17 protein-coding genes are annotated in these 25909 nt (G+C 70.2%); 5 read left to right on the top strand and 12 right to left on the bottom strand.

Annotated features, from left to right (window positions below):
* The first annotated feature begins 348 nt into the window (after nucleotides 1-348).
* Both treS and WMF46_RS02015 read left to right on the top strand, forming a co-directional pair.
* Nucleotides 349-3744: a maltose alpha-D-glucosyltransferase gene (gene treS / locus WMF46_RS02020; RefSeq protein ID WP_437984048.1), complete on the top strand. Its 3396-nt coding sequence runs from the start codon at nucleotides 349-351 to the stop codon at nucleotides 3742-3744.
* Between the two features lie 16 nt (nucleotides 3745-3760).
* A complete protein-coding gene (locus WMF46_RS02015) occupies nucleotides 3761-4339 on the top strand; it encodes a hypothetical protein (RefSeq protein WP_437984047.1) in 579 nt (192 codons plus the stop codon).
* A gap of 48 nt (nucleotides 4340-4387) precedes the next feature.
* Here the strand turns inward: WMF46_RS02015 and WMF46_RS02010 are convergent, their stop codons facing one another.
* The 8 genes from WMF46_RS02010 to WMF46_RS01975 form a co-directional block, all read right to left on the bottom strand.
* Nucleotides 4388-6019 carry a protein kinase domain-containing protein gene (locus WMF46_RS02010; RefSeq protein WP_437984046.1) on the bottom strand — a complete coding sequence of 544 codons (1632 nt, stop codon included), beginning with the start codon at nucleotides 6017-6019 and terminating at the stop codon, nucleotides 4388-4390.
* 579 nt (nucleotides 6020-6598) lie between these two features.
* Nucleotides 6599-7525 carry an alpha/beta fold hydrolase gene (locus WMF46_RS02005; RefSeq protein WP_437984045.1) on the bottom strand — a complete coding sequence of 309 codons (927 nt, stop codon included), beginning with the start codon at nucleotides 7523-7525 and terminating at the stop codon, nucleotides 6599-6601.
* Nucleotides 7526-7539: 14 nt separating this feature from the next.
* Nucleotides 7540-7737: a hypothetical protein gene (locus WMF46_RS02000; RefSeq protein WP_437984044.1), complete on the bottom strand. Its 198-nt coding sequence runs from the start codon at nucleotides 7735-7737 to the stop codon at nucleotides 7540-7542.
* A 502-nt stretch (nucleotides 7738-8239) separates the two neighbouring features.
* Entirely contained in the window at nucleotides 8240-9886 is a 1647-nt protein-coding gene (locus WMF46_RS01995; protein ID WP_012232992.1) for a fumarate hydratase, read from the bottom strand.
* 116 nt (nucleotides 9887-10002) lie between these two features.
* Nucleotides 10003-10776, bottom strand: coding sequence for a thioesterase II family protein (locus WMF46_RS01990; RefSeq protein WP_437984043.1), 774 nt, complete (start codon nucleotides 10774-10776; stop codon nucleotides 10003-10005).
* 42 nt (nucleotides 10777-10818) lie between these two features.
* Nucleotides 10819-11769: a hypothetical protein gene (locus WMF46_RS01985; RefSeq protein ID WP_437984042.1), complete on the bottom strand. Its 951-nt coding sequence runs from the start codon at nucleotides 11767-11769 to the stop codon at nucleotides 10819-10821.
* A 187-nt stretch (nucleotides 11770-11956) separates the two neighbouring features.
* Nucleotides 11957-12961, bottom strand: coding sequence for a hypothetical protein (locus WMF46_RS01980; protein ID WP_437984041.1), 1005 nt, complete (start codon nucleotides 12959-12961; stop codon nucleotides 11957-11959).
* Nucleotides 12958-14652 (bottom strand): serine/threonine protein kinase, encoded by a 1695-nt coding sequence (locus tag WMF46_RS01975; RefSeq protein ID WP_437984040.1) that lies wholly within the window; start codon nucleotides 14650-14652, stop codon nucleotides 12958-12960. The genes WMF46_RS01980 and WMF46_RS01975 overlap by 4 nt, the downstream gene beginning before the upstream one ends.
* Before the next feature lie 199 nt (nucleotides 14653-14851).
* Here WMF46_RS01975 and WMF46_RS01970 point away from each other — a divergent pair, with 199 nt between their 5' ends.
* Entirely contained in the window at nucleotides 14852-16348 is a 1497-nt protein-coding gene (locus WMF46_RS01970; RefSeq protein WP_437984039.1) for a hypothetical protein, read from the top strand.
* A 34-nt stretch (nucleotides 16349-16382) separates the two neighbouring features.
* On the opposite strand, the gene WMF46_RS01965 is transcribed toward WMF46_RS01970, so the two are convergent.
* The 4 genes from WMF46_RS01965 to WMF46_RS01950 all read right to left on the bottom strand — a co-directional run bounded on the left by WMF46_RS01965 (nucleotide 16383) and on the right by WMF46_RS01950 (nucleotide 23138).
* Entirely contained in the window at nucleotides 16383-18332 is a 1950-nt protein-coding gene (locus WMF46_RS01965; protein WP_437984038.1) for a 4-alpha-glucanotransferase, read from the bottom strand.
* A 112-nt stretch (nucleotides 18333-18444) separates the two neighbouring features.
* On the bottom strand, nucleotides 18445-20316 hold the full coding sequence (locus tag WMF46_RS01960) for an ATP-binding protein (RefSeq protein WP_437984037.1): 1872 nt from the start codon (nucleotides 20314-20316) through the stop codon (nucleotides 18445-18447).
* A 25-nt stretch (nucleotides 20317-20341) separates the two neighbouring features.
* The gene (locus WMF46_RS01955; RefSeq protein WP_437984036.1) at nucleotides 20342-21430 is read right to left on the bottom strand and encodes an FIST signal transduction protein; all 1089 of its coding nucleotides are present in this window, start codon (nucleotides 21428-21430) and stop codon (nucleotides 20342-20344) included.
* Nucleotides 21431-22055: 625 nt separating this feature from the next.
* Nucleotides 22056-23138 carry a hypothetical protein gene (locus tag WMF46_RS01950; protein WP_437984035.1) on the bottom strand — a complete coding sequence of 361 codons (1083 nt, stop codon included), beginning with the start codon at nucleotides 23136-23138 and terminating at the stop codon, nucleotides 22056-22058.
* Between the two features lie 30 nt (nucleotides 23139-23168).
* Here WMF46_RS01950 and WMF46_RS01945 point away from each other — a divergent pair, with 30 nt between their 5' ends.
* Both WMF46_RS01945 and WMF46_RS01940 read left to right on the top strand, forming a co-directional pair.
* Nucleotides 23169-24410 (top strand): class I SAM-dependent rRNA methyltransferase, encoded by a 1242-nt coding sequence (locus WMF46_RS01945; protein ID WP_437984034.1) that lies wholly within the window; start codon nucleotides 23169-23171, stop codon nucleotides 24408-24410.
* A gap of 597 nt (nucleotides 24411-25007) precedes the next feature.
* Nucleotides 25008-25589, top strand: a complete 582-nt coding sequence (locus WMF46_RS01940) for a cupin domain-containing protein (protein ID WP_437984033.1) — start codon at nucleotides 25008-25010, stop codon at nucleotides 25587-25589.
* Nucleotides 25590-25909 lie beyond the last annotated feature (320 nt).

Here is a 25909-nt window from a genome sequence, read left to right as displayed (position 1 = left end):
CAACCCGAGCGCAAACGAGCGCAAACGAGCGCAAACGAGCGCAAACGAGCGCAACCGGATGCAACCGGACGCAAGCCGAACGCAACCGCGCCGCTTTGCGCCCGGCGCGTGGCGTGCTACCGAAGTCGGGCACGCGTGGTCTTGCAATCCCGAGTAGTTAAACTATACACGTGATCCGCGTCATCTGCGTGGGGACGGCAGTGCGCGCCCAGTGGCGGACTCCGCAGCGTGCCTTGCCTCCTGGCCACCTCTGGCCCGGGCGGCGTGCTCACGCCGCACAGGGCCCGAGCCGCTGTATCCTGTGCGCCCGGCGTCGTCGCGCGGACAACGCGCATCGCCGGAGCAGCCATGAGCCAGGATCAAAAGCCCCCTCCCGCCGAAGGCAGCGCCCTCTGGTACAAGGACGCTATCATCTACGAGGTCCATGTCCGCGCGTTCAGCGACTCGAACGCGGACGGCATCGGCGACTTCGAGGGGCTCGTCGACAAGCTCGATTACCTCCAAGATCTCGGCGTCACCGCGATCTGGCTCCTGCCCTTCTACCCCTCGCCGCTGCGCGACGGCGGATACGACATCGCGGACTACGCCAACATCAACCCGTCTTACGGGACCCGGCGCGAGTTCGCCCGCCTCCTGCGCGAGGCGCACCGCCGCGACATCCGCGTCATCACCGAGCTCGTCCTGAATCACACGTCGAACGAGCATGAGTGGTTCCAGCGGGCGCGGACCTCGCCCAAGGGCTCGCGCTGGCGCGATTTCTACGTGTGGAGCGACACGCCGCACCGCTACAAGGACGCCCGGATCATCTTCAAGGACTTCGAGACATCGAACTGGGCCTGGGATCCGGTCGCCAACGCCTATTACTGGCACCGCTTCTACTCCCACCAGCCCGATCTCAACTTCGAGAACCCGGACGTCCACGCCGCCGTCTTCAAGGTGGTCGACTTCTGGCTGGAGATGGGCGTCGACGGGCTCCGGCTCGACGCCGTGCCGTACCTCTACGAGCGCGAGGGGACGAACTGCGAGAACCTGCCGGAGACGCACGAGTTCTTGCGGAAGCTCCGGCGCCACATCGACGCGAATTTCGCCGATCGCATGCTCCTCGCGGAGGCCAACCAGTGGCCCGCCGACGCCGCGGCGTACTTCGGGAGCGGCGACGAGTGCCACATGAACTTCCACTTCCCGCTCATGCCCAGGATGTTCATGGCGGTCGAGCTCGAGGACAGCTTCCCGATCGTCAACATCCTGAAGCAGACGCCCGTGGTCCACGAGACCTGCCAGTGGGCGACGTTCCTCCGGAACCACGACGAGCTGACGCTCGAGATGGTGACCGACGAGGACCGGGACTACATGTACCGCGTCTACGCGCAGGAGCACACGGCGCGGATCAACCTGGGCATCCGCCGGCGGCTCGCCCCGCTCATGAAGACGCGGCGCAGGATCGAGCTGATGAACGCGCTGCTCTTCTCGCTGCCGGGGACCCCCGTCCTCTACTACGGCGACGAGATCGGGATGGGCGACAACATCTATCTCGGCGATCGCGACGGGGTGCGCACGCCGATGCAGTGGAGCGCCGATCGGAACGCCGGATTCTCCAGGGCGAACCCGCAGAAGCTCTATCTGCCGATCATCATCGACCCCGAGTACCACTACGAGGCGATCAACGTCGAGGCGCAGCAGCAGAACCCGGCTTCGCTCCTCTGGTGGATGAAGCGGCTCATCACCCTGCGCAAGCAGAACAAGGTGCTCGGCCGCGGGACGATCGAGTTCCTGCACCCGGACAACAGCAAGGTGCTTGCGTTCATCCGCGCGCACGCGGACGAGCGGCTGCTCATCGTCGCGAACCTCTCTCGGTACGCGCAGCACGTCGAGCTCGATCTCGCGCGCTTCGAGGGCATGGTGCCTGTCGAGCTGTTCGGCAGGAGCCGCTTCCCGGAGATCACGAGCCGCGGTTACTCCCTGTCGCTCGGTCCGCACGACTTCTTCTGGTTCGCGCTCGAGCCGGCGACGCCGGCGATCTCCGCGGGCGACGCCGAGGCGGCGCCCGCGATCGCGACGAAGGGCTCGTGGCGGACGCTCCTCTCCCCCGAGGGGCGCAAGGTGCTCGAGCCGGCGCTCGGCAAGTTCATCGCGGCGCGGCGCTGGTTCCGCGGCAAGGCGCGCACGCGGCGCGCCACGACCCTCGCGGACGTCATCCCGATCCTGCGCGGCGAGCAGACCGCGGCGGAGCACTACCTCCTGCTCGCGCGCGTCGAGTACACGGACGGCTCGCCGGAGACGTATGTCGTGCCGATCGGCTTCGCCACCGGCGACTACGCGCGGACGCTCGCGACGCGCGCGCGCCACGCGGTGATCGCGGACGTCACGATCCGCGATCCCGAGCCGGAGAGCGCGGCGGCGCCGGAGGGCGTCCTCTACGACGCGCTGGCGACCCCGGAGTTCGCCGCGCTCGTCCTCGCCGCGATCCGGGCGCAGGGGGTCGCGACGGGCTCCTTCGGCGAGCTCCACGCGCTGCCGCTCGGGACGACGCTCGAGACGCTCGGCGCCGAGGGAGAGCTCCCGGCGCGCATCTCCGAGAGCGAGCAGAGCAACACGACCATCATCTACGGCGACAAGCTCCTCCTCAAGATCTTCCGGCAGGTCGAGGAGGGCATCAACCCGGAGCTCGAGATCGGCCGGTACCTGACGGAGCACCAGTTCCCTTCCACGGCGCGGCTCGCCGGGGCGATCGAGTACCAGGCCCGCGGTCGCGAGGCGACCACGGTGGCGATGCTCCAGGAGTACGTGCAGAGCCAGAGCGACGCGTGGACGAGCACGCTCGAGGCGCTGAACCGCTTCTTCGAGCGGGTGCTCGCCGACGAGGAGACGGCGAAGGGGGGCGCGCCGCCGATGCCGGCCGGCACGCTGGTCGACGCGTCGCGCGCGACGCCGCCGCCGCTCGTGAACCAGCTCATGGGGACCGAGGTCGTGAGGATGCGGCTGCTCGGCGAGCGCACCGCGCAGCTCCACCTCACGCTCGGCAAGCCCAGCAAAGACCCCGCGTTCGGGCAGCAGTCGTTCTCGACGCTGCACCAGCAGTCGATCTTCCAGTCGGCGCACGGCATGCTCTCGCGCACCTTCGCGCTGCTGAGGAAGCGCGAGCGCTCGCTCCCCGAGAACGTGCGGGAGCAGGTGTCGGCGATACTGCCGCGCGAGGCCGAGATCAACGCGAAGCTCCAGCAGATCGTGTCGAGGAAGTTCGACATCCCCCGCATCCGGACGCACGGCGACTTCCACCTCGGCCAGGTGCTCTCGACGGGCGACGACTTCATCCTGATCGATTTCGAGGGTGAGCCGGCGAGGCCGCTGAACGAGCGCCGCTACAAGCGCGGCCCGCTCCGGGACGTGGGCGGGATGCTGCGCTCGTTCGACTACGCCGGCGCCTCGGCGCTCCGGGACGCTCGCCTCCGGCCCGAGGACGTCGCCGTCCTCAAGCCGTGGACCGACGCCTGGGTGGCGTGGATCTCCGCGAGCTACCTCGCGGGATACATGGAGACGGTCGCGCGCGCTCAGGCGACCGCCGAGCCGCGGACCGACGAGACGGCGCCGTACGTGCCCGCGGGCGACGCGGACACGGTGCTCCTGATCGACTTCTACATGCTCGAGAAGTGCATTTACGAGGTCGGCTACGAGCTCAACAACCGGCCTGACTGGCTGGACATCCCGCTGCGCGGGCTGGAGCGTCTGATCACGCCCAGAGCATAGGAGCGCTGGTGGCGCGATGATCCGGCTGGAGCTCGCGGGCATGCATACGCGGTTGCACTCGACGTTGTGCGGCTCGTGCCCGCAGGGCCCGACGGGTTGCTGCGCCAGCCCGCCGGGGGTCGAGTGGTCGGACATCGGGCGGATCGTCTCGCTCGGCGGCGCTGGCTGGCTGCTCGAGCAGATGGCCGCGGGCAACCTGCGCCCCGGCCAGCGCGGCCTGCTCATCCTGCGGGTCGAGCCCCAGGGCAGCGATGGCCGAGCGCTCCCCAAGAGGTGCGCTTTCCACGGTCATGAGGGCTGCACCATTCCCCCCGAGCGGCGCGCGGCGACGTGTAACTACTATGTTTGCGATGACGCCTTCGCGCACGGAGGCGAGCCTCGCGGGGCCCCTGAAGCGCTGGCCGGCCGCAAGGCGCATGACGCGCTCGTGGATCTCTACGGGAGCTGGGATCTCGAGCTCGCCGACCGCATACGCGCGCGCTGGCCCGACGGTCCTCCGTGGGACCTCGATTTCCTCGACTGGCTCGGTCGAGAAGTCCGCCGCCTCGCCGCCAAGGCAGGTTCCTCCATGCGCGTCCTCCGGGCCGGCACCTGAAGTATCCCCTCGAATTTGTCGGGGAAATTCACAGGGAGACGGGGAGATCTAATTGGAGGGTATCGTGCTGACGTCCTGACGCCGGAGCGCGACGGTGCGCTCGACGACGTCCGACGCGGCGAGCTGCAGGAAGATCGACACGTCGACCCAACCGGCCCTGGACACAACGACGACCTGCATCCCTTGAGGCAGCTCGACGCTGAGGGGCGTCTTGCCGAGCATGGTCCCGTTCCAGCTCACGTTCGCGTCCGCGGGCTCGCTCTTGATCGTGACCTTGGCCTTCATCAGGCCCGGTTCGAGCGCCGTCGCAGCCGTGGACACCGCAGCAGGCTGCTCCGACGCGACGGGCTCCACCGAGCGCTCGCGGAACATCACGAAGGCCCCCGCGGCGAGCAGCGCGACCACCCCGAGCACAGAGGCGAGATACCCACGCTGCCGCCAGGACGAGGCGCGCCCCACCGTCGCGCCCAGGCTGCCGGGATCGACGGCCGGGGGCTCGTGATGATGGTGGGCGGGGAAGCTGTGGCTTTGATCGCTGAGGAGGGGTAGACCGGCCGCGGTCGCGGAGGGCCACATCGAGCGGTTCATCCCCATGACCATCGAGGCGCGGGGGAACTCTCCGACCATCGAGGCGCGCTGGATGTCGCCCGCGACATCCAGCGAGCTCAGGTACTCGAACTGCGCGGTGACCTGCTGGCGCACGAGCGCTCGGCTCTCCGCGAACATCTCGAGCACGTGCGCGCCGAGCTGCTCCGTGCGGACGTCCTCACCCGAGCCCCGCAGGTAACTCTCCAGCGCGTCGCCCATCTCCTGCGCGGTGGCGAACCGTCGATCGGGATCCCGCTGGAGGGCCCTCGCCACGATCTCATCGAGCGCCGGATCGATGTCCGGCACGACGGTGGAGAGCCGCGGGATGTCCCGCGTGAGCAGCTGGTGCATCACGGCGACGTGGTCGCCATCGAACAGCCGCCGCATCGCCAGGAGCTCCCAGAGCACGATGCCGATGGCGAAGATATCGGCCCGCCGATCGACGTCGGCGCTCGCCATCGCCTGCTCGGGCGCGGCGTAGGCCATCTTGCCCTTGAAGGTTCCGCTCTCGGTGTGCGCCGCGTTGAGGGCCGCCTTCGCGACGCCGAAATCGACGATCTTCACAGCTCCGTCGTACGTGACGAAGATGTTGTGGGGCGAGACGTCGCGGTGCACGATGCCGAGCAGACCGCCATCGAAGTCCGCGAGCTCATGCGCGTAGTGCAACCCGCGCAGCGTCTCGGCGATGATCCTGACCCACGCCCCCCGCGTGAAGCTCGCGGCGCCAGGACAGCCGCTCACAACCGCCCTCACGACGTCCTTGAGCGGCTGGCCCTCGAGGTACTCCATCACGATGAAGTACCCGCCGCTCTCGCCCCCGATCTCGTAGGTCTGAACGACGTTGGGGTGATTGAGCCGGGCCGAGAGCTTGGCCTCGTCCAGGAACATCAGGACGTAGCGCGGGTCATCCGCCATCCCGACGCGGAGACACTTCACAACAACGAGCTTGTTGAACGACCCGGGCCCGCGGGAGACGGCCAGAAACACATCGGCCATCCCACCACGACCCAATTTTGCAATCAGGCGGTATCGACCAAGCAAGCTGTTGCTCGCTTGCTGGGTCGAAGAGATGGTTTGGCCGCCTGAATTCACGACATCCCCCGCTATAAGAGCTTAATTAGCCCGTTGACCTGGAGTTTGCAAAGACTTTTACGCCTGGAAACAATCCGCGCCCCCTGTAGACGCGTGCCGCGTTGCTCCATCGCCTGACCATCCATCGTGATGTCCTGGCGCAGCGCTCCATCGCCGGAATGCTGCACAAGGACAACCCCTCCCGGGCCGCAGATGTCATGGTCCTAACGAAATGGCCCCCCATCGAACCGGCACGCACGTGACCACACCCACCGGGTGCTCCTGTCGGCACACCCGGTGTTCCGCCACCGCTCCGTTGTACACCAGGTGCTTCAGGAGCGGTGGAACTGGATGCGTGTCGCAGGTCGATCCCTGAGACCCCCCTCGGGGTCGCACGAGACCGGCGGAGCACAGGCCCGCTGGCACGAGAAGGGGCCAGTCAGTAATGGCGCATACATGTTCGGCGTCGATGGCGACGGCTCCTGAGCGGACCGGACGACCTCGGCTTCCCTGCGGAGCCTGGGGGGCTCCGCAGGAAATCGACGTCCGCCCTGCGCGGAGCTCCCTACCAGGCTGTCCTGGTCGTTCTGTGGAGGTGAGCTACCAAGGGTCCTGCGCCCAGAACCTGCGCACCACATCGAGCGTGGCGTCGAGCTGCTCGAAGTGCGGGAGACCCAGCGTCGGCGCGACGCGGGCGGCCTCCACGCGCGGGTTCTGCTGCGTGAGCTCGGCGAGGCGCTCGAAGCGCGAATACGGGTCACGGTCGTGGAGGATCAGCGTGGCGACGGGCAGACGCGCATAGATGCGCTGGAGAGCGTCGTCCGTGAACAGGGCACCGGCGATGAACGCGAGGGGGGCCCGGTGGGCAAAAGGCTCCTTCGACGCGCGGATGGCATAGTCGACGAGGCCTGGATCCGGCTCGCCGACGAAGCTCTTCTTCAGGAACCAGCGAATGCTGGGCGGCGCGGCCAGCACGCGATAGAGCGCCTCGGCGGCGTAGGGGACGCGCGAGACAGCCCGGAGGAGGGCGCTCGCGCCGGGAGGCTCACGGCCGAGCCCCGTCGGGGAGATGAGCACGAGGCTGTGAACAATGCTCATCTCCTCGCAGGCAACGGCGGCGGCGAACTCCGAGGAGAGGGAGAGCGCGATGACGTCGGCGCCGCCCGGCGCGCGGACCACGTCCGTGAGGAAGCGGCGCAGCGCGGCGCGGTAGAGCTCGCGATCGTACACGCGGTCCGCTCGCTCCGAGAGGCCGAAGCCGGGAAGATCGAGCGCGTAGACCGGCCGCTCGCCGCGGAGCGCATCGAACAGGGGCGCCATCTCCCTGGACGAGGCGGCCGCGTCGACCCCGTGCACGAGCACCACGGGGCGCCCCGCAGCGCGGGCGTCCACGTAATAGGCGAGGCGCCCCGCGCTCCACGTGTCGACGTGCCGCACCTCCGCGTCGAGCGCAGGGGCGAGGGGCGCGCGCTCCGCGGGGCGGAGCGCGCCCGGCACGAGCCGATCGACGAGCCCATCGAGGCTCATCGCGCGTGCGCTCATCACGTCTCCCCCGGCGGCAGCATCCCCTCGTTGTCCGCGCGCTCGAGGTCGGCGATGCTCGGATTCCTCGGCGCCGGACGCGACTTGACGCCGCCGTCGCCGGGCCTCGCCTCCTGGCCCGCGTCGCTGCGCTGCTCGCGCTCTCGACGCTCTGCTTGACCAGCGATCTCCTGCGCTGCGCGCACCAGTCGGTCCAAACGATCCACCTCCAGCTGATGGCGAGATCCATGGGGACCACCGTGCCGATCCTCGAAACGGTGGTGCCCAGCGTCAGCGCGGCCATGAGACACCGTGCGATCAGGTCGAACTGTCATGCTCAGCTCCTTCCGCACGAGGTCAAAGCACGGACCGTGCCCCCGCGGGCCGCGGCCCCAGCAGCGCTCGTCGAGCCGACACCGGGCTGAACAGGCGCCAAGACGCCTCGAATGTGACCATTTGCCTCGGTCACGCTCGTCGATCCAGGTGACGGAAGCAGGGAAAGCTGGTGTCGAGCCGTATCACGAACGGATGGAACCGGGTCCTCGACGCCGATCCGGAGCGGACATCGTCGCCAGTCAAGCTCGCTGTCGCGCCGCCGCCGACGCGGAGTTTGCGCGGGTCCTGGAAGGTCTGGCACGGATGGAGAGGGCGGCCGGCGCCGCCGCGCCGGCGCTGGAGGCGGAGGGGAGCTGCCCGGCCGCGATTCCCGGGCTCCGGACGTCAGCCGGCGACTTCGAGCTTCCGGCCGGCCGGCTTGTTGATGTCGGCGAAGAAGTCGTTGCCCTTGTCGTCCACCACGATGAAGGCGGGGAAATCCTCGACCTCGATCTTCCAGACCGCTTCCATGCCGAGCTCGGGGTACTCGAGCACCTCGACCTTCTTGATGCAGTCCTTCGCGAGGCGCGCGGCCGGACCGCCGATCGAGCCCAGGTAGAAGCCGCCGTGCTTCTTGCACGCCGCTGTGACGGCGGGCGAGCGGTTGCCCTTCGCGAGCATGACGTAGCTGCCGCCGTTCGCCTGGAAGAGGTCGACGTACGCGTCCATCCGGCCGGCCGTGGTGGGGCCGAACGAGCCGGAGGCGTAGCCCGCGGGCGTCTTCGCGGGCCCGGCGTAGTAGACCATGAACTCCTGCAGGTAGCTCGGCATGCCGTCGCCGCGATCGAGGCGCTCCTTGATCTTCGCGTGCGCGATGTCTCGCGCGACGATCATCGGGCCGCTCAGCGAGAGCCGCGTGCGGATGGGGTACTTCGAGAGCTCCGCGCGGATCTCGCTCATGGGACGGCGGAGATCGAGCTTCACGACCTCGCCCTCGAGATCCGCGTCCGTTGTGTCGGGCAGGTACTTCGCGGGATCGGCCTCGAGCTGCTCGAGGAAGATGCCCTCGCGCGTGATCTTGCCGAGCGCCTGACGATCCGCAGAGCACGAGACGGCGATGCCGACAGGGCACGAGGCGCCGTGGCGCGGCAGGCGGATGACCCGGACGTCGTGGCAGAAGTACTTGCCCCCGAACTGCGCCCCGATCCCCGTCCGCTGCGCGAGCTCGAGCACCTTCTGCTCGAGCTCGCGGTCGCGGAAGCCGCGCCCGCGCGCGTTGCCGTCGGCCGGGAGCGTGTCCAGGTAGCGCGCGGAGGCGAGCTTCGCGACCTTGAGCGTGTACTCGGCCGACGTGCCGCCGACGACGATGGCGAGGTGGTACGGCGGGCACGCCGCGGTGCCGAGCGCGCGGATCTTCGCCTCGACGAAGGAGAGCAGGCTCTCCGGGTTCAGGAGCGCCTTGGTCTCCTGGTAAAGATAGCTCTTGTTCGCGGAGCCGCCGCCCTTCGCCATGAACAGGAGCTTGTAGGCGTCGCCGTCCGTCGCGAAGATCTCGATCTGCGCAGGGAGGTTGTCGTTCGTGTTGACCTCCCGGTACATGTCGAGCGGCGCGAGCTGCGAATAGCGCAGGTTCTGCGCGCGGTAGGTCTCGAAGACGCCGCGCGCGATCGCCGCCTCGTCGCCGCCGCCCGTGAAGACGAGCTGGCCCTTCTTGCCCATGACGACGGCCGTGCCGGTGTCCTGGCACGACGGGAGCACGCCCCCCGCGGCGATGCTCGCGTTCTTGAGGAGCTCGAGGGCGACGAAGCGATCGTTCGAGGAGGCCTCGGGATCGCCGAGGATCCGCGCGAGCTGCGCGAGGTGACCGGGCCGGAGGAGGTGGGCGATGTCGCGCATCGCCTCGCGCGCGAGCAGGGTGAGCCCCTCCGGCTCGACCTTGAGGAACGTCGAGCCGGCGGCCTCGAAGGTCGAGACATGGTCGCGGCTGACGAGGCGGTACGGGGTCTCGTCATGGCCGAGGGGGAGCATGTCCTGGTACTGGAAATCGGTCATCGTTCGGGTCTCCGGGGAAGCAGAGAGGAAGAGGGGCAGAGAGGCAGAGAGGCTGCGGGTCCCTCCTTCTTTGCATGGCTCCCGCCCCGGGCTCAACACCCACCCAGCGCCGGCCGTCACGCGGGGAGCGCGCGCTCGACGTCGCCGAGGACGGCCGAGATCTGCCGCAGGAGCGGCTCCCGGGCGCTCCGCAGGAAGAAGTGTCCGCCGGGGAACATCTCGACCCGGAAGGCCCCGCGCGTGTGATGGCGCCAGCCTTCGAGAGCGGCGCGGTCCGCGCGCTCGTCGTCGAGGCCCCCGAACGCGGAGATCGGACAATCGAGCGGGGTCCCCGGGACGAACGGCTCGACCTCGTTGACCGCGAAATCCGCGCGCAGGACAGGCAGGAAGAGCGCCAGGAGCTCCGGGTCGCGCAGCACCTCGTCGGGCGTGCCCCCCATGCGGCGGATCCGCTCCAGAAACTCGGGCTCGGGCAGGCCGTGGAGCGGATCCGAGCCGCGAACGTGAGGCGGGCGCCGGCCCGACACGAAGAGGTGGCGCGGCAGCGGTGCTCCCCGGCGGCGGAGCTCGCGCGCGAGCTCGAAGCAGACGAGCGCGCCGAGGCTGTGGCCATACAGCGCGAACGGCTTCGTGAGCCATGGCTCGAGCGCGGTGGCGAGGGCCTGGACGAGCGGCGTGAGGCGCTCGAACGGCGGCTCGCTCATGCGCGCCTCCCGGCCGGGGAGCTTGAGCGCGCAGAGCTCCGTGTGCGCGGGGAGCGCGCGCCACCAGGCGCTGTAGATCGACGAGCCGCCGCCCGCATAGGGCGCACAGAAGAGTCGAAGCCGGGCAGCAGGGTTCGCCCTCGGCACGCCGACCCAGGGGTCGCGGCTCGGGCTGGGGGTCGTCATCACGGGGCGCTCAGCGTAGCTCGCCCCTCCGGCGCTCGCTCCCTACCATTTGCTGCCCAGGGCGACGCGGATGGTGGCGACCTTCCCCTGATCGAGGCCGAAGCCAAGGTCGTCGTCGAGCGCGACCAGCGCGCCGACGCGGGTGAAAGAGCCCTTCACGAGCGGCTCCCAGCCGACGAACGGCTCCGCCGCGAGCTGGGCTGAGTTGCTCGAGGAGAGAGGGAACGCCGCCTGAAGGCGCATGCCGATGCCAAAGTTCCCGAACGGGCGGAACTCGATCTCGTTTCCCTGCTCGATCACGGTCTTCGTGTCCTCCCCGTCCCGGGTCGGAAAGAAGACCTGACTCGCGAGGTCGTGGGTGAAGAACAGCACCTTGCCGACGTTGATCTCGGTCCCGACGCGCGCCCGGAAGGCCCAGTGCGCGAGCAGCACGCGCTGCGCATCGAAGTAAGCCCGCGCGGGGAAGTTCGCCACCGACGCGACCTGGAGCTCCGTCCCCGGGTGCGGGTGGAGCGGGATCGTCAAGCTCATGCCGCCGAAGAGCGCGAGGATGGGCAGGGCGTTGGCAGCGTAGTGGAGGCCGAACGTGGGATTGCCGATGAAGAACTGGCTGTATCCTGCGCCGCTCGTGAACCGCCTGCCGAACAGGTCTGTCGACTGGGGGCCCGAGACGTCGCCGTAGGCGAACGGGATCTCCGCGTCGAGGTGGAGACCCGCGAAGAGCTTGTACTGGGTGGCCGCGGTGATGGCGACGCCGAGCCGCGACGACTCCTCGACGGAGGCCTCTTCGCCGGCAGCCGCCGCGATCTCCCGCTGGTAAGACGAGCTGAGGACGTCGATCTCGAAGCCGAACCGGCCTCCCTGGCTCTTCGCCCAACGCTCCTTCGTCTTGTCGGTGACGGGCTGCCGCGGCGCCGCCTCTTGCGCGAGCGCAGGCGCGGCCAGGGAGAGCATGAGGAACAGGGTCCCAAGAGACGCTTTGGTCGTGCTCACCTGGTGTCTCCCATCTCGTTCTCGACTCGCGGGCAGCGCGGGCGATTGACCACCTTGTCGCACCGTCGCCGCGGCGTCGCACGGGAGAGGCCCCCATGACCGCGGCGATCGCCCGGATCAATGCAGCTCCAGCGCGCTGGATGCAAGCGTTTTGACCGTCGCGACCCTGCGACGCTCTGCGTCGGTCCTAGAAAGAGGCCGCGATCTCGAGAGACGCCGGCGCGATCGTGAGCCTCACCGGAGGAGATGACGCGCGCTCTCCATCGCCGCGCTCCGGGCCTGCGCCAGCGACAGTGAGGTAGATCGAGATGCCGCCGGCGAGCACGGCGGCGCCCGCGAGCAGGTCGGTGGTGAGCGCGAGCGCCTCGCTCCTCGCCCGCGCTCGCTCGACGGCGCGGGCGTCGCCGGGATACCGATCGAGCTCCGCGTCGAGGTCCCTGGAAGCGCCGAGCGCGAGGACCCCGGTGGCGGCCGCGCCCACGGCGAGCGCGCCGGTCGCGAGCCAGGGGAACACGGGCACGCTCCGCTGCTGGCGAGGCGCGCGGTCCATCCAAAGCGCGCCCGGCGGCGCCGGAGGCGGAGCCGGCGCGCCGCCCGCGCCCTCGCCGGGGTCCCGCAGCGCCCGCGCCTCGGGGAGCGCGATCTTGAGCTGAACGTGATCGCCGCCGGCCACGTCGACGACCCTCAACATGGCCGGGCGGCCCGGCGCCTCGGCGACGATGCGGCGGCGCCCGGCGCTCATCAGAAGGGGCTCAGCGAGCGGCGTCCTGCCCGCCGGCACGCCGTCCACGGAGATCTCGACGTCCGGCGCCGAGGTCGAGATCTCCACCGTCGCGACGCGGCTCCGCAGGACGGCGATGTCCCGCTCCACCTCGGCCCGCCGGCCGCCCGGGAGCTGCTCGCCACCGTCGGCGAGGTACCTCTCGAAGGCGCGCAGCGCGCAAGCGTAGTCCTTGAGCTGATAACACGTACCCGCGATGTTGTAGAGCACCTGATATGCGGGTGCGAGCTCGTAGGCGCGGCGAAACTCGGTGAGCGCAGCGCCATAATCCACCTCGTTGTAGAGCTCGACACCTCGCCGGAAGCGGGCGTCGGCCTCCTCGGTCTTGTTACCGGCAGGCTGAGCGAACGCGCCGAGCGGGGCGCTGAGCACGATCGCGGCGCAGAGGGCGAGCGCTCTCGGGGTCTTCATCGGGCGTACGGGCTCTCCAGATCGATCCCCCGCTTCGGCTTCTGCTCGGCAGGCGGCGTCGCGGGCGCGCTCGACGGCGGCGCGGCGGACGCAGGCGGCGCCGTGGCGACGCTCGCCGGGGCGCTCCGACCGATGGCGGCGAGCCTTCCCGGCTGCGCTTCCGGTGCGCTCTTCAACGCGAGGCTCAAGAAGAGATCGTTGCTCGCCGTGACCTCCTCTTCCTGCGCGAGGAAACCCGGCGCCTCCGCGCGGATGACGTGCGCGCGGCCATCCCTGGCGAGGCGGCCCTCGTAGGCGCCGGTCGACATCGGCGAGCCGTCGATGGAGACCTTCGCGTCGACCGGCGAGACGCGGACGACGAGGCGGATGGCCTCTTCCTGCTTCGGAGAGGGCTCCGCCGCAGGCTGCGCGGCGACCTGCGCCTCTTGGTGATCGCTCGCGGCGATCCTCCATGGCTGCGCGCGCAAGACCCCGACGCTCACGGCTCCGCCGATGGCGACGAAGGTGACCGCGATCACGACTATCGTGCGGTTCGGGCGCGCGGGGCGCTCCTTCGCGCCGGTCATGCTGACCGAGGGCAGCATGGAGCTCCCGTCCGAGGAGGCGCTGACCGCCGCGGGCGCAGTCAAGGTCGGCGTCATCGACATCGGACCGGCGCTCAGCTTCGGCAGGTCGGGCGCCGGCGTGACCCTCGGATAGCTCCCGGTCCAGCGCACGCCGCGCAGCTGCTCCTCCACGACTTGCTTGATCCGCGCCCTGTCGTCGGCGAACTGGCCGGCCACGATCTCGCCGACCTCCCGCGCGGACATGCCCCGGTGGCGCTCGCCGAGCCAGCGCTCGAGATCCGCCTGCAGCTCGGCCGCGGAGGCATGACGGTCCTCGCGCGCGGGCGCGAGCGCCTTCTGGCAGATCCGCTCGATCTCGGGGTCGAGCTCGACCCTGGACGCCTCTTCCGCGAGCCTCGGGACCTCGCCGATGGCGAGCCGCCCGAGGATCGCGAGGTCGTTGAAGCCCTTCCACATGCGCCTCCGGGCGATCGACTCCCAGAGGATCACCCCCACCGAGAAGACGTCGGAGCGCCGGTCGACGCGCTCTCCGCGCGCTTGCTCCGGCGACATGTACGAGACCTTGCCCTTGAGCGTTCCGGTGCGCGTCTCCGTCAGCGAGTCGGCCGCCTTGGCGATGCCGAAGTCGACAACCTTGATCACGCCATCATAGGTGATGAAGATGTTCTGGGGGCTCACGTCGCGGTGGACGACGTGGATGGGTGTTCCGTCGAAATCACGCAGGTTGTGCGCGTAATGGAGCCCGGCCAGCGCGTCGCACAGGACGCGAACCTGGAGCGGGAGCGGCACCTTGTCGTGCCCCACGCGGGAGCGAACGCTGCCGAGCGGCTGGCCGTCGAGGTACTCCATGGCGATGAAGAAGCGCGCTCCCTCGTCGCCGACCTCGTACGTCTGAACGACGTTCGGATGATTCAATCGGGCCGCGAGCCGCGCCTCGTCGAGGAACATGGCAAGGATGTCGGCGTCCTCCACGAGCTCGGGCCGCACCCGCTTCAGCACGACGAGCTTGTTGAATCCCACCGGGCCCTGGGCGACCGCGAGGCAGACGTCGGCCATACCGCCCCTGCCGATCTCGGCGATCGGGCGATATTTCCGCCAACCATTGGGATCGCTGGGAGCGCTCATTCGACCTGTGCCGGATCGATCCCCAGAGGGAGGCCAGCCCGGCCCGGAGAATGCCCGCGACCTGTTACCTCGAAGCGGCCGTCATGTGACGTTCTCGCGAATGCGATGGCCTGTCAGCGACGGTTTCGCCACGTCCCGGTCGGCCGGACAGCGCCGTCCTGCTTGACAGAAACGATTCCCTTGCCATCGGGTGATTGCAATGAACCACGAGCGCAGCCCCGTCGATTCACCACCTGCCGCCGCCCTCGCGCTGGCCATGGGCGCGCTCGCCACGAGCGCCCTCGCGTGCTCGCTCATCATCGAGCAGCGGGATGTGCAATGCACTTCCGACGCGGACTGCGCGCAGTTCGACGGCGCCATCTGCAATCGCACAGAGAGCATCTGCGTCCCCTCGTCGAGCGGCTCAGCCGGCGGCGAGGGAGGCAACACGCCAATCGGGTGCGCGGCGGCCGACAAGCCGACCGTCGAGATCACCGGGGATATCACGGAGGATTTCACGCTCAGGTGTGACAAGAACTACATCCTCAAGGGCCAGGTGAACGTCGCGGCCGGGGCGACGCTGACCATCGAGAAGGGCACGACCGTGCTCGGCGAGACGAACCCGCAGGTCCCCGCGACGCTCGTCGTGCACCCCGGATCCAAGCTCATCGCCGTGGGCACCAGGGAGGAGCCCATCGTGTTCACGAGCAGCAAGGCCCCGGAAGATCGCATGGCCGGCGACTGGGGCGGCGTCATCCTCCTCGGCAACGCGCCGACCAACCACGTGGACGCGAACGGCGCACGCACCCCGGGCCAGATCGAGGGATTGACGAACAACGGGCAATACGGGGGCATCGACGAGAACGACTCGAGCGGCACGCTCAAATACGTGCGCATCGAGTACTCCGGCGTGAAGCTCGCGCCGAACAACGAGATCAATGGGCTCACCCTCGGCGGGGTCGGCAGGGGGACGATCATCGATTTCGTCCAGGTGAGGCACGTGTCCGACGACTGCTTCGAGTTCTTCGGGGGCACGGTGAACGCAAAGCACCTCGCCTGCCAGTACAGCGGCGACGACGCCTTCGACTGGGACCAGGGTTATCGCGGAAAGCTCCAGTTCCTCGTGGCGCAGCAGGACCCGAGCGTCGCGGAGGAGACGAACGGGTTCGAGGGGGACAACGACCCGCTCGCGCTCACGCCGGCGCTCGAGCCCCGGAGCGAGCCGACGATCTACAACGCGACGCTCTGCGGGAAAGGCGTGGACGTGGGCAAGGAGCAGTACGGCATCCTGCTCCGCCGGTCGACGAAGGCGAACATCACCAACACGATCGTCACGGGCTTCGAGTCGGGCCTCGACGTGCGCGACCCGGATCCCGAGCAAAACATAGCGAGCTCGCTCTTCTTCAATCTGGTGAATGACCTCGCCTACGCCGAGACGAGCGACGGGACTGGCATCCTCCAGGACGACGACGGCGGCTTCGATGAGATCGCGTTCCTGAGCGAGCCCGATCGGAAGAATCGGCAGGAGGACCCGGGTATCCAGGGCTGCTTCGACCCGTCCGCGCCGGTGTTCGGTCCCGCGGCGTCCCTGACCAAGGACGCGGTCGTGCCGCCGGACGGGTTCTTCGACCGGAGCGCCGCGTTCATCGGGGCGTTCAAGGATGCGAGCGACACATGGGCCACCTCGGGGAAGTGGGCCGTGTGGAGCCCGAACTGAAGGTTCTCCCCGGATTCTTCGGAGGAATTCTTAGCTAGCGCGGGCAGCGCTCCAGCCGTCTGGCGAGGTTCCCGCGCTCCGCCGACTCCGCGCCTCCCCGCGCCCGCAGCGCGAGCGCGAGCGCGCGCGGGAGATCGAGGGCCGCGCCGCGCGCGCGCATCTCCAGATAGGACCGCTCGTAATCGCGAGGGACCCGCAACGACCAGTTGTGGTCGCCCACCGTCCCGGGCGTGTTGTAGATCTCCTTCATCCCGAGCAGATCGGCGAAGAAGACCATCACGTTCGACGCCGGGCTGGCGAAGAGGTCGGCGAGCTTGGCCAGCGCCAGCGCGCGAGGGTCGGACGCGAGCGCGCGCGCCATCGCGCCCTCCTCGGCCGGCGAGGGCGCGAGGCGCGTCGCCAGGTACGCCGCCTGCCGCCCCAGCGCGGAGGCGCGCTCCCAGGTGTCGAGGAGCCTCCAGAGCGGCGGCGTGTCGTGGGTCCCCACCATGATCCAGTCGGCGGGCGCGGCGTTCTCGCTGCGATACACGTCCTTCGGGTTGTCGAGATCGGCCTTCTGCGTGACCCGGAAGCGCCCCAGCCCGTGCCGTTCAAGGACGGCCCCGAGCGGGTACGGGAGCGTGCTCAGGACCTCGCACACGACGTCGGAGATGGCGCGCCCGCGGGCCTCCGCGCAGCGCGCGATCGTGTCGAAGATGACGCTGTAGCGCCCGACCTGCTCCGGAGACAGCGAGGTGACCCAGTCGTCGGCATAGCGGGGCACGGCGCGGTTCAGCTGCCCGGGAGAGACGATGGCGTACCGCGCGAGCAACGGGTGCTCCGGCAGGTCGGGCGACGAGAAGAGCCGCGCCCCGCCCTGGACGGCGCGGAGCGGATCGGGGGCGTCGGCCGCATAGACCCAGGGGCAGACGAGACCGTGCGGGTGATCGAGGCGCACCCCGTCGAACTCGTCGAACATCTTGTCCATGCGCGACCGGACGAGCGCGAGCCCGCCGGACGACGCATCCGCGTACTGCGCGGGATCCAGGACAGGGTAGCTCCACACCTGGCCCTCCGGGTTGGTCCGGCTCGGCGGCGCGCCCATGAGATACCCCCTGAGGAAGACCGATTGATAGGCCCAGGCATCCTGAGGCGAGTAGCCTATCTGCAGATCGCCGTAGAGCTTGAGCCCGAGATCGGCCGTCACCGTCCGGAGCGCCGCGTGCTGCTCGTGCGCGAGGAGCTGGCAGAAGGCGTAGAAGCGGAGCTCGTCGCGGTACCTGTCGAGGAGCGCTCTCCTGCGCTCCCCGCACGCGACCACCTCGCCAGGGCCAGGCGCGTAGAGGCGCCGGTCGAGATCGGGCTCGCCAGACCAGCCGTGAAACCAGCCGCTCCGGTGCTCGGCGCAGAGCGGGCCGTAGAGCCCGTCCCTCTCGAGCCACACGGCGTTCCGCCGCGTGAAGGCGTCGAGGCGGCGCTCGAGATCGCCGAGATCGCCGCGCCTCCGCCGGCCCTCGAACGACGCGTACGCCTCGCGGAGCGCGGCGCGCTGCGCGCGGTAGGCATGGCCGTGCTGCGCGCGAGCCTCGCTGCCAGGAGGCCGCCCGGCGACGATCTCCCGGAGCGACTCGGGGCGGAGGAGCGCGCCAGAGGGGCCGTCCTCGACCAGCCCGGCGAGCGCGATCGACAGCGTGCTCCGCGAGAAGATGGTGCCGTCATAGGGAGACGCGTTGTCGGCAGAGGTCTCCCCCTGCGGCCCCAGCTGGACGCCGTTGAAGCCGAGATCCCGCGCGAACCGGAGGAATCGGCGCCCCCCCTCGGTGTTCGGGGACCCGCGCCCGATGTCCTCGGCGTCGTCCGAGGGAAAGCTCGGATCGTGGATCGCGAGCACGAGGTTGCGGATGCCCAGCAGCCCGAGCGCGGCCTCGACGAGCCCCCGCTCGTCATCACCCCATCGAGCCTCGGCCGGCGCCGTTTCGCCCCTGTCGTTCCCGACGTCCTTCATCGAGGCAAGGTATAGCGATGAACGGATCGGACCGCCAACGCGCAAGGCGAAGAGACCCTCCTGCCTCGGAGATGTGATTACACCGCTGTACGGCAAACCCCGAATGCAGCTGTCAGGCCCCGAGGCGCGTGCCTGCCGCGACTCCCGAGGTCGCGCTCGTGGCCTCCACCATCGGCAGCGTGAAGAAGAACGTGCTGCCCTCGCCCACCTTGCTCTCGACCCAGATCCGCCCGCCGTGCACCTCGACGAGCGCCTTCGCGATCGAGAGGCCGAGCCCGGTGCCCTTGTGGGCCGTCTCCTTCGCCTGCCAGTAGCGCTCGAAGATCCGCGCCCGCTGGTCCTCCGGGATGCCCGGGCCGGTGTCCCGCACCGAGAGGCGCACCTCCCGGCCCCACGGCTCGGCCCGGATCGCGACCTCGCCGCCGGCCGACGTGAACTTGATCGCATTGCCGACGAGGTTGGCGATCACCTGCAGGATCCGCTCGCGATCGCAGAGCGCCCGATCGACGCCGAGCTCGACGCTCTGCTCGAGGCGCAGCGACTTCTCCGCCGCCTCTTCCCGCAAAAGCTCGATGGCGTCGCCGAGCAGGCCAGCGACGTCGTGGGGCACCGGCTGGATCGAGATGTGGCCGCCGTCGAGCTTCGCCAGGTCGAGCAGATCGCGGATGAGGCGGTTCATGCGATCGGCCGCCTTCTGGATGCGCTCGACAGGGCGCCGCACGTCGACCGCCTCGTCCGCGCCCGGCAGCTTCCGGCGCAGGAGGCTCGTGTTCATGACGATGGTGGCGAGCGGGCTCTTGAGATCGTGCGACACCACCGCGACGAGCTCCTCCCGGGCCCGGATCGCCCGCTGCGCGCTCTCGTACAGCCGCGCGTTGTCGATCGCCAGCGCGGCCCTGCGCCCGAGATCCTCGGCGAGCGCCCGGTCCTCCACGCCGTACAGCAGATCGTCGCGGCCGGAAGCGATGGTGAGCACGCCGAGCATCGTGCCGCGCGTGACGAGCGGCACGGAGATGTAACGCCGGAGGCCGAGCTCCATGAGGAGCGCCTCGCTGGCCGACACCGGCGGCTCGCTGTCGTACGAGCCGCGCTCGCTCGCCGGGGCGAGGGGCGCGCCCGCGACCTCGCAGAGCGCCGCCTCGCCCGTCTCCAGCACGCGGGCGACGCCGGACGGGAGGACCGAGTCCATCGGCGTCTGGCCCTGCAGGAGGCGCGCGAGCTCGCTCTTCTGCGGATCGGCGTGGACGACGACCGCGCGCCGGAGCATCGCCTCGCGCTCGATGATGTCGACCATGCACCAGTCCGCGACGAACGGGACCGGCAGGCGCGCGACGCGCACCAGCGTCGCCTCGTAATTGAGCGAGCTCGAGAGCAGCCGGCTCGCCTCCGAGAGGAAGGCCGCGCGCCGCTGCGCCGCCTCCGCCGCCGCGCGCCCCGCCTCCGCGGCGGCGAGGTTCCGCGCGCGCTCGCGCTCGTTCTCGATCATGCGGGCGTAGAGCAGGCGGTGCACGAGCGCCGTACGGAAGGTCGCCGTGAGCCGGCGCATCATGCCCCGGTACCGGGGCGCGAACGGGGGCTCGCTCTCGAAGCAGAGGAGGAGGCTGGACGCGCCGCTGTCGCCCTGCCCCTCCAGCGAGAAGTGCCATGTCACGAGCCCGGGCCGCGCGAGCTCGGGGTACGGCAAGCAGAGGTCCGCGCCCGCGCCGTTGGGCTCGCCCGGCGCGGCGGGCGAGCGCGGCGGGAGGGGCAGCGCGCGCGAGCTCGCCGACAGGCCGGCGGCGTCGAGGAGCCGCGGGGCCCGCGGGGCCGGCTCGACGAGCACGAGCACGGCGATGCAGCTCAGGCGCTCGGCGAGCCGCTCCAGGAAGACCGCCATCGACTGGTGCGGATCGAAGAGGTCGAGCGCCGCGACCGTGAGCTCCTGGAGGACGCTGAGGAGCGCCAGCCGTTCCTCCTGGATCTCGTGCTCTTCGCCGCTCGCCATGACAGGGCTCCAACCGCTCCCGCGCTCAGGCCCCCAGGGCGAGCACGACAGCGGTCTTGTTGTGAAACTGCGGTACTCCTCGGCCCAGCGTACCGACCTCTCCAAACGTCAGACATCCCATCACCGGGACGCTCTCGCCGAGCTCGCTCTCGAAGGTGGTCAGCTCGTCGCGCACCGTGTCGCCGAGCATCATGCACCGCGAGATGCAGTCGAACACGAACGCGCCGGCGATGGGCCCGGCCACCGCCTCGCGCGCCGTGGTCGCGGCCTCGCGCGCGGCGCCGACGAGGCCGATGGGGTCGCCCTCCATGACGCGGATGAGGCACCCGTCCGGGACCTCGCCGACGCAGTAGAGCCCCCCCGGCGAGACGACGCGCAGCGGATCGCGGATGACGTGCTCGCCGTCGGCCTGCGGGATGCCGAGCGGGTGGGTCATGGCGAACGTGGCGAAGCCGTCGATGTTCACCTGATCCCCCCTCGCCCGCGCGGTGCGCTGGTAGACCGAGAAGGCGCCCTCGTACTCGAGCTCGGCGAGGACCGTGCCCTCGGCGCGGGTGACCATCGTGGGCGGGCCATACGGCCGGAAGCCGTGGCGGATGCCGGTCGCCATGCGCGCCGGCGAGTCGATCGCGACAACGACCACGCTGTCCGAGTAGGCCCTGCCGCCCGCGAACTGCGCGGTGCGCACGAAGCGGAGGTTGTCGCCCGCGCCGCCGCCGGCCCAGACGACGCCCGTCCCGCCGACCTCGACCGCGCCGCGCACCACGTCGGCGGCGTTGCCCGTGACCGCGTCCGGCAGCACGATGAGCGCGCGGCTCCACCCGGGAGCGACGGACGACGGGAACGCCTCGAGGGCGCGCGAGGCGGCGAGCACGCCGGCGCGCCGCCCGTCCTGGCTCACCGGCTGCGCGACCCCGACGCCGACACGCACGGTCTCCGAGGCGACGAGCCCCACCACGAGCCCCTGCCGGAGCAGCCGGCTGCCGGCGAAGACCCCGGCAGTGCAGCACCCCGCCCAGGGGACGCCCGGCAGCTGGCTCGTCACGGCCGCGGCGAGCGCGTCGGCGTCGTACTGGTCCGTCGATAAGACGAGGGCGAATGCCGGTCGCGCCACATGCTCCGTGCGGGAAGCCCCGCGGAGCGCCGTCGCCACGGCCTCTGAAGCAGCCTCTCTCGGATCCGCCGCGGAGCTCGCCCCGACAAATACCTGTGTCGCCATGTTCCCTCCCCCCATCGGAATTTCGGCACTCGCGTTATACTGGAGATTCATCCGATCGTCACGGCGGGTGATTGTCCCGTGATGTCATCCGTACAGGGCGCTCCCGTTCGTCGAGCGACTCACGATTTTCCCGGCGCGACGCTCCTTACCGAAGAGCCAGGCAGCGCCGTGAAGAGGCCTGCGGAGCGCTGATCTGCGAGGAGAGAGGGAGGCGCCTGAGACCGAGGGGGCAGGGCCCTCATCCTCCAATAAGACAACGCGCGCTGCAAGCTCGGTAGACACGCCGGACACACTCGAGTCGGCCGTACAGGAGCAATCAGGGTCTTGCGCAAATACTGGACAACACGGCACCACACGGCAGGATCGTGGCATTGCGAACCGCGCTCGATGGGGCCTTGATGCCCGAGGCGGAATCAAGGCGAGTCCACGGCGCGCTGCCAGGCGAGGCGTGGTCGTTCCGTCCGACGAGAGACGGTGAACCCCGGAACCTCGCCGGTAATGGGATGTTTCGGGAACAAGCTCAGGGATTCGCCCGCAAGAGCGAGTACGTCAGGGGGTGCCAGAACCCGCCCTGTTCCGCCCCCGGAGCGGCCCCGACGGCGACAAGCACGAACCCCTGACCGTCCCCGATGTCGGCCGCCGGCACGTCGCTGCTCGCCAGGATCTCGCGCATCGGCACCGACGACGTCACCGTCCCCTCGATGGGATCGCGGGTCTCGATCGCGACCTCGTCGAGCGCGCCGAGGTCGCTCACCGAGAGCCCGGTGGACGGTGGGAACGGCGCGATCGCGCCGTAGGAGAGGTCCTGCGCGAGCGTCACCCCGGTCGCGTCGTCGCGCCCGGGCGTCAGCTCCACGTGGACCACCGGCGTCGCCGCGCTCGCGTGCGCGACCTGCAGGCTCAGCTCGTCGAACGTCGTCCGCCGCGACATGGCGACCGCGACGAGGCCGGCGGTCGGCGTGTCGATCGTGTAGGCGTCGCCGCAGCCTTCCTTCTCGCTCTCGTGCGTGTGCCCCTCGCCGCCGAGGCATCCGGTGGCCACCACGAGGAGGCTCTTCTCCTCGGCGAACACGGGCGCCGGCAGCACGGGGAGCCCCGCGGCCACGATCGGGGCCGCGGGGCTCCCCGTGCCGCCCGCGAGCGCGAGGATCTCCGCGCAGTCGAGCCCCTCCGTCGCGCGGAGGTCGCCGGCGATCACGTGCGCGCGCAGGCTCGTCCCCTCGGGGATCGCCGCGCCGAGCGGCTCGACCTCCTGGGCCCGGGCGAACGCGAGGCCCGCGGCGGCGCCCGGCCAGGGGTCCACGCCGGCGCCCGTCCCGTCGGGGTACGCGAGGAAGCAGAAGCGGACAGCGTCGTGATCGCTGATGCCGTTCACCACCGTGAGCTTCGTCGGCCCCGGCGGCTCGACAGCGCCGCCGCCCGCGCCCGTGGTCGTCGTCGCGCCGCTCGTTGTCGCTCCCGGGCCGCCGCCGGCGCCGGAGGTGGCCGCCCCGCCCGACGGATCCCGGCCGAGGACGCCGTGGTCCTGCGTGCAGGCTGCCGCGACGGCAAGCGAGATCCCCCCGAGGCAGGCCCATCCGGACGAACGAACTCGGTGCAGCACGCTGCGAGCTTACCGTGCTAGGCGGGGTCGATGCGGGTCCATCTCACCGCGCCGGCCGCCGCCGCCGTCCGCCGCGGCCACCCATGGGTCTACCGAGACGGCATCGCGGACGGCGGCGGGCACGGGAGCAAGCGCGGCGAGGGCAAGCGCGGGGAGCGCGCGCACCGCGGCGGCGCCGCGGCGTCGGGCGACGTCGTGGAGCTGTCGGCCGAGGGAGCGCCGTTCCTCGGGCGAGGGCTCTGGGACGCGGACTCGGCGATCGCCGTCCGCGTCTTCCAGCGCACGCAGGCGCCGCCGCTCGACGAGCGGGCCATCGCGGAGCGGCTCGATCGCGCCTTCGCCCTGCGCGACGGCTGGTTCGACGGCCGCGACACGACGGCCTACCGGCTGTGCAACGGCGAGGGGGACCGGGTGCCGTCGCTCGTCATCGATCGGTACGACCGCGCCGCGGTGATCCGCCTCGACGGCGACATGCTGGCGCCCTGGCTCGATCGCCTGCTCCCGCACCTCGCGCGCGCGCTGGGCGCCCGCGGCGTGCGCTCGATCGGCCTGCGCGCGCGCGCGTCGGCGGCAGGCGAGGACGCGGACGGGAAGAAGCTCGCGCACCTGCACGGGCCGCCGCTGCCGGATCGCCTCTTCGTGAGGGAGACGGGGGTCGCGATGGAGGTCGATCTCGCGCGCGGGCAGAAGACGGGGGCGTTCCTCGACCAGCGCGACAACCGCGCCCGCGTGCGCGCGCTCGCGGCCGGGCGCCGGCGCGTGCTGAACCTGTTCAGCTATGCGGGGGGCTTCTCGGTGGCCGCGGCGCTCGGCGGCGCGGGCCGGGTCACCTCCGTCGACTCGGCGTCGGCCGCGCACGCGTCGGCGCAGCGCACGTTCCGCGAGAACGGCGTGGATCCGGCGGCCCACGAGTTCGTGACGGCGGACGCGTTCGACTTCCTCGAGAAGGCCCGCGCGCGCGGCGACCGGTACGATCTCATCCTCTGCGACCCGCCGAGCTTCGCGCCGAGCGAGCGCGCCAAGCCGCGCGCGCTCGGCGCCTACCGGCGGCTGCACGCCGCGGTCGCGCGCGTGCTGGATCGAGGTGGCCTGTTGTGCGCGGCGTCGTGCTCGAGCCACATCACGGCGGAAGACTTCCTGGCGACGCTGGACGACGCCACGCTGGAGCGGGACGACCTGCGGATCCGGGCGATCCACGGGCAGCCGGAGGACCACCCGACGCTGCCGGCGTGGTGGGAGGGGCGGTATCTGAAGTTCGTGGTGCTGGAGTGACGCGCTGACGCGCCCGCCGGATTCGCCGCGCGTTCAGGGGTGCGCGTCCGGACGGGCCACGGCGCAGCAGAGGTGGCCGGAGCCGGCCGCCGCGAGACCTCCGCCGGAGATCACCTGCGGGTCGAGGCGATTGACCACCGGACAGCCAGTGACGCAGGCGCTGCCGGCATAGCGGAAACGGCTGTCCGTGGAATTCGCTAATGACCCCTGCGCTGCGGGCCTGGCGGAAACGGCTGTCCGTGGAATTCAATGTCGTTCACAAAGACATGACCGACACGCGCCGCGGCCGTATCGGCTTCACCGTCCGGCGCTCCGCAGGATCGGCAGCATCACGCCTCGACGTTTCCGAGCGCCTCCAGAGATCGGCCTTCCCGGGCCACGCTACTACACTGGCCCAGTATTGTCCATTACTCAGCCAACACACGGCTCAAGCGCGACGCGTGACGCGTGACGCGTGACGCGCGACGATAGCGAGCGATAAAGTCGATTCGAAGCAGGGAATCGATCGAGCGCACCGCCATAGCCCGCGGTATCTTTGGAGAAGAGCCGCGCCGAGCGGTCGATGAGCTCGGACGCGGCAGACAAGGGGGATCTATCATGACGACGCTGAAGGTCACCCCGGAGCAGATGCGCTCGCGCATCGCGCGGTTCGGCGAGCTCCGGGCTTACGTGAATCACACCGTTGACACCAGCATCCCACAGGAGGCGTTCGACGCCGTGAACCCTCCTCTGTATCTCCTGATGGCGCACGCGGCGGGGGACGCGCGCGAGGGGACGGCGCCGGCCATCGTCGGCCCCAAAGGCATGAGCGTTGGCATCGTCAGCTGCAGGCCTGGCGACAAGGTCCCTCTGCACGCACACCGTCGCTCGAGGGAGGTATTTCTGTGCCTCGCTGGACGCTTCGCGCTGCGCTGGAACGATGGCGCCACGGACGAGACGACGCTCGAGCCCTTCGATATGATCGACGTGCCCGTGGGCGTCTACCGGCAGTTCGAGAACGTCGGCCAGGAGCCCGGGCTGCTCCTCGCCATCATCACGGACGAGCGCGAAGACGAGCCGGGCGACATCGTCATCGCGCCCGAGGACAGGGCGCGCTTCGCCGAGCGCTTCGGGCCCGCAGTCCTGGAGAAGCTCACGGCGACCACTGGTATGCTCTTCACCGATCCTCCCACAGAGTAGCGCCTGCCCTCGCGGTCCATCCGCGGACAGCCCCCGCCGAGCCACGGCGGCGCCGGCTGTTCAGGGCCAAGCCCCGTCCCCTGCCGGCGCCGCGCCGCGCCGCGCCGACAGCGCAGGGCGCGGCACGGATGAACGGATGAACTGGCTCGGGCAGGAGCTCGGACATGATCGAGATGAGCCTTCCGCTCATCGCACGAACGATTTTGATCATTCCGCTTGGCAATATTTCGATAAAGGATCATTATTAATTCCGTAGACCAAGGAAACGTGTCGCCGGGGGAGGCGAAGACGTCGAATTCTCGCGTGATGGTTCCGTGACA

The organism is Sorangium sp. So ce117 (assembly GCF_051524395.1).
GTDB lineage: Bacteria > Myxococcota_A > Polyangia > Polyangiales > Polyangiaceae > Sorangium > Sorangium cellulosum_B.
This window is presented reverse-complemented; position numbering and strand designations above follow the sequence as displayed.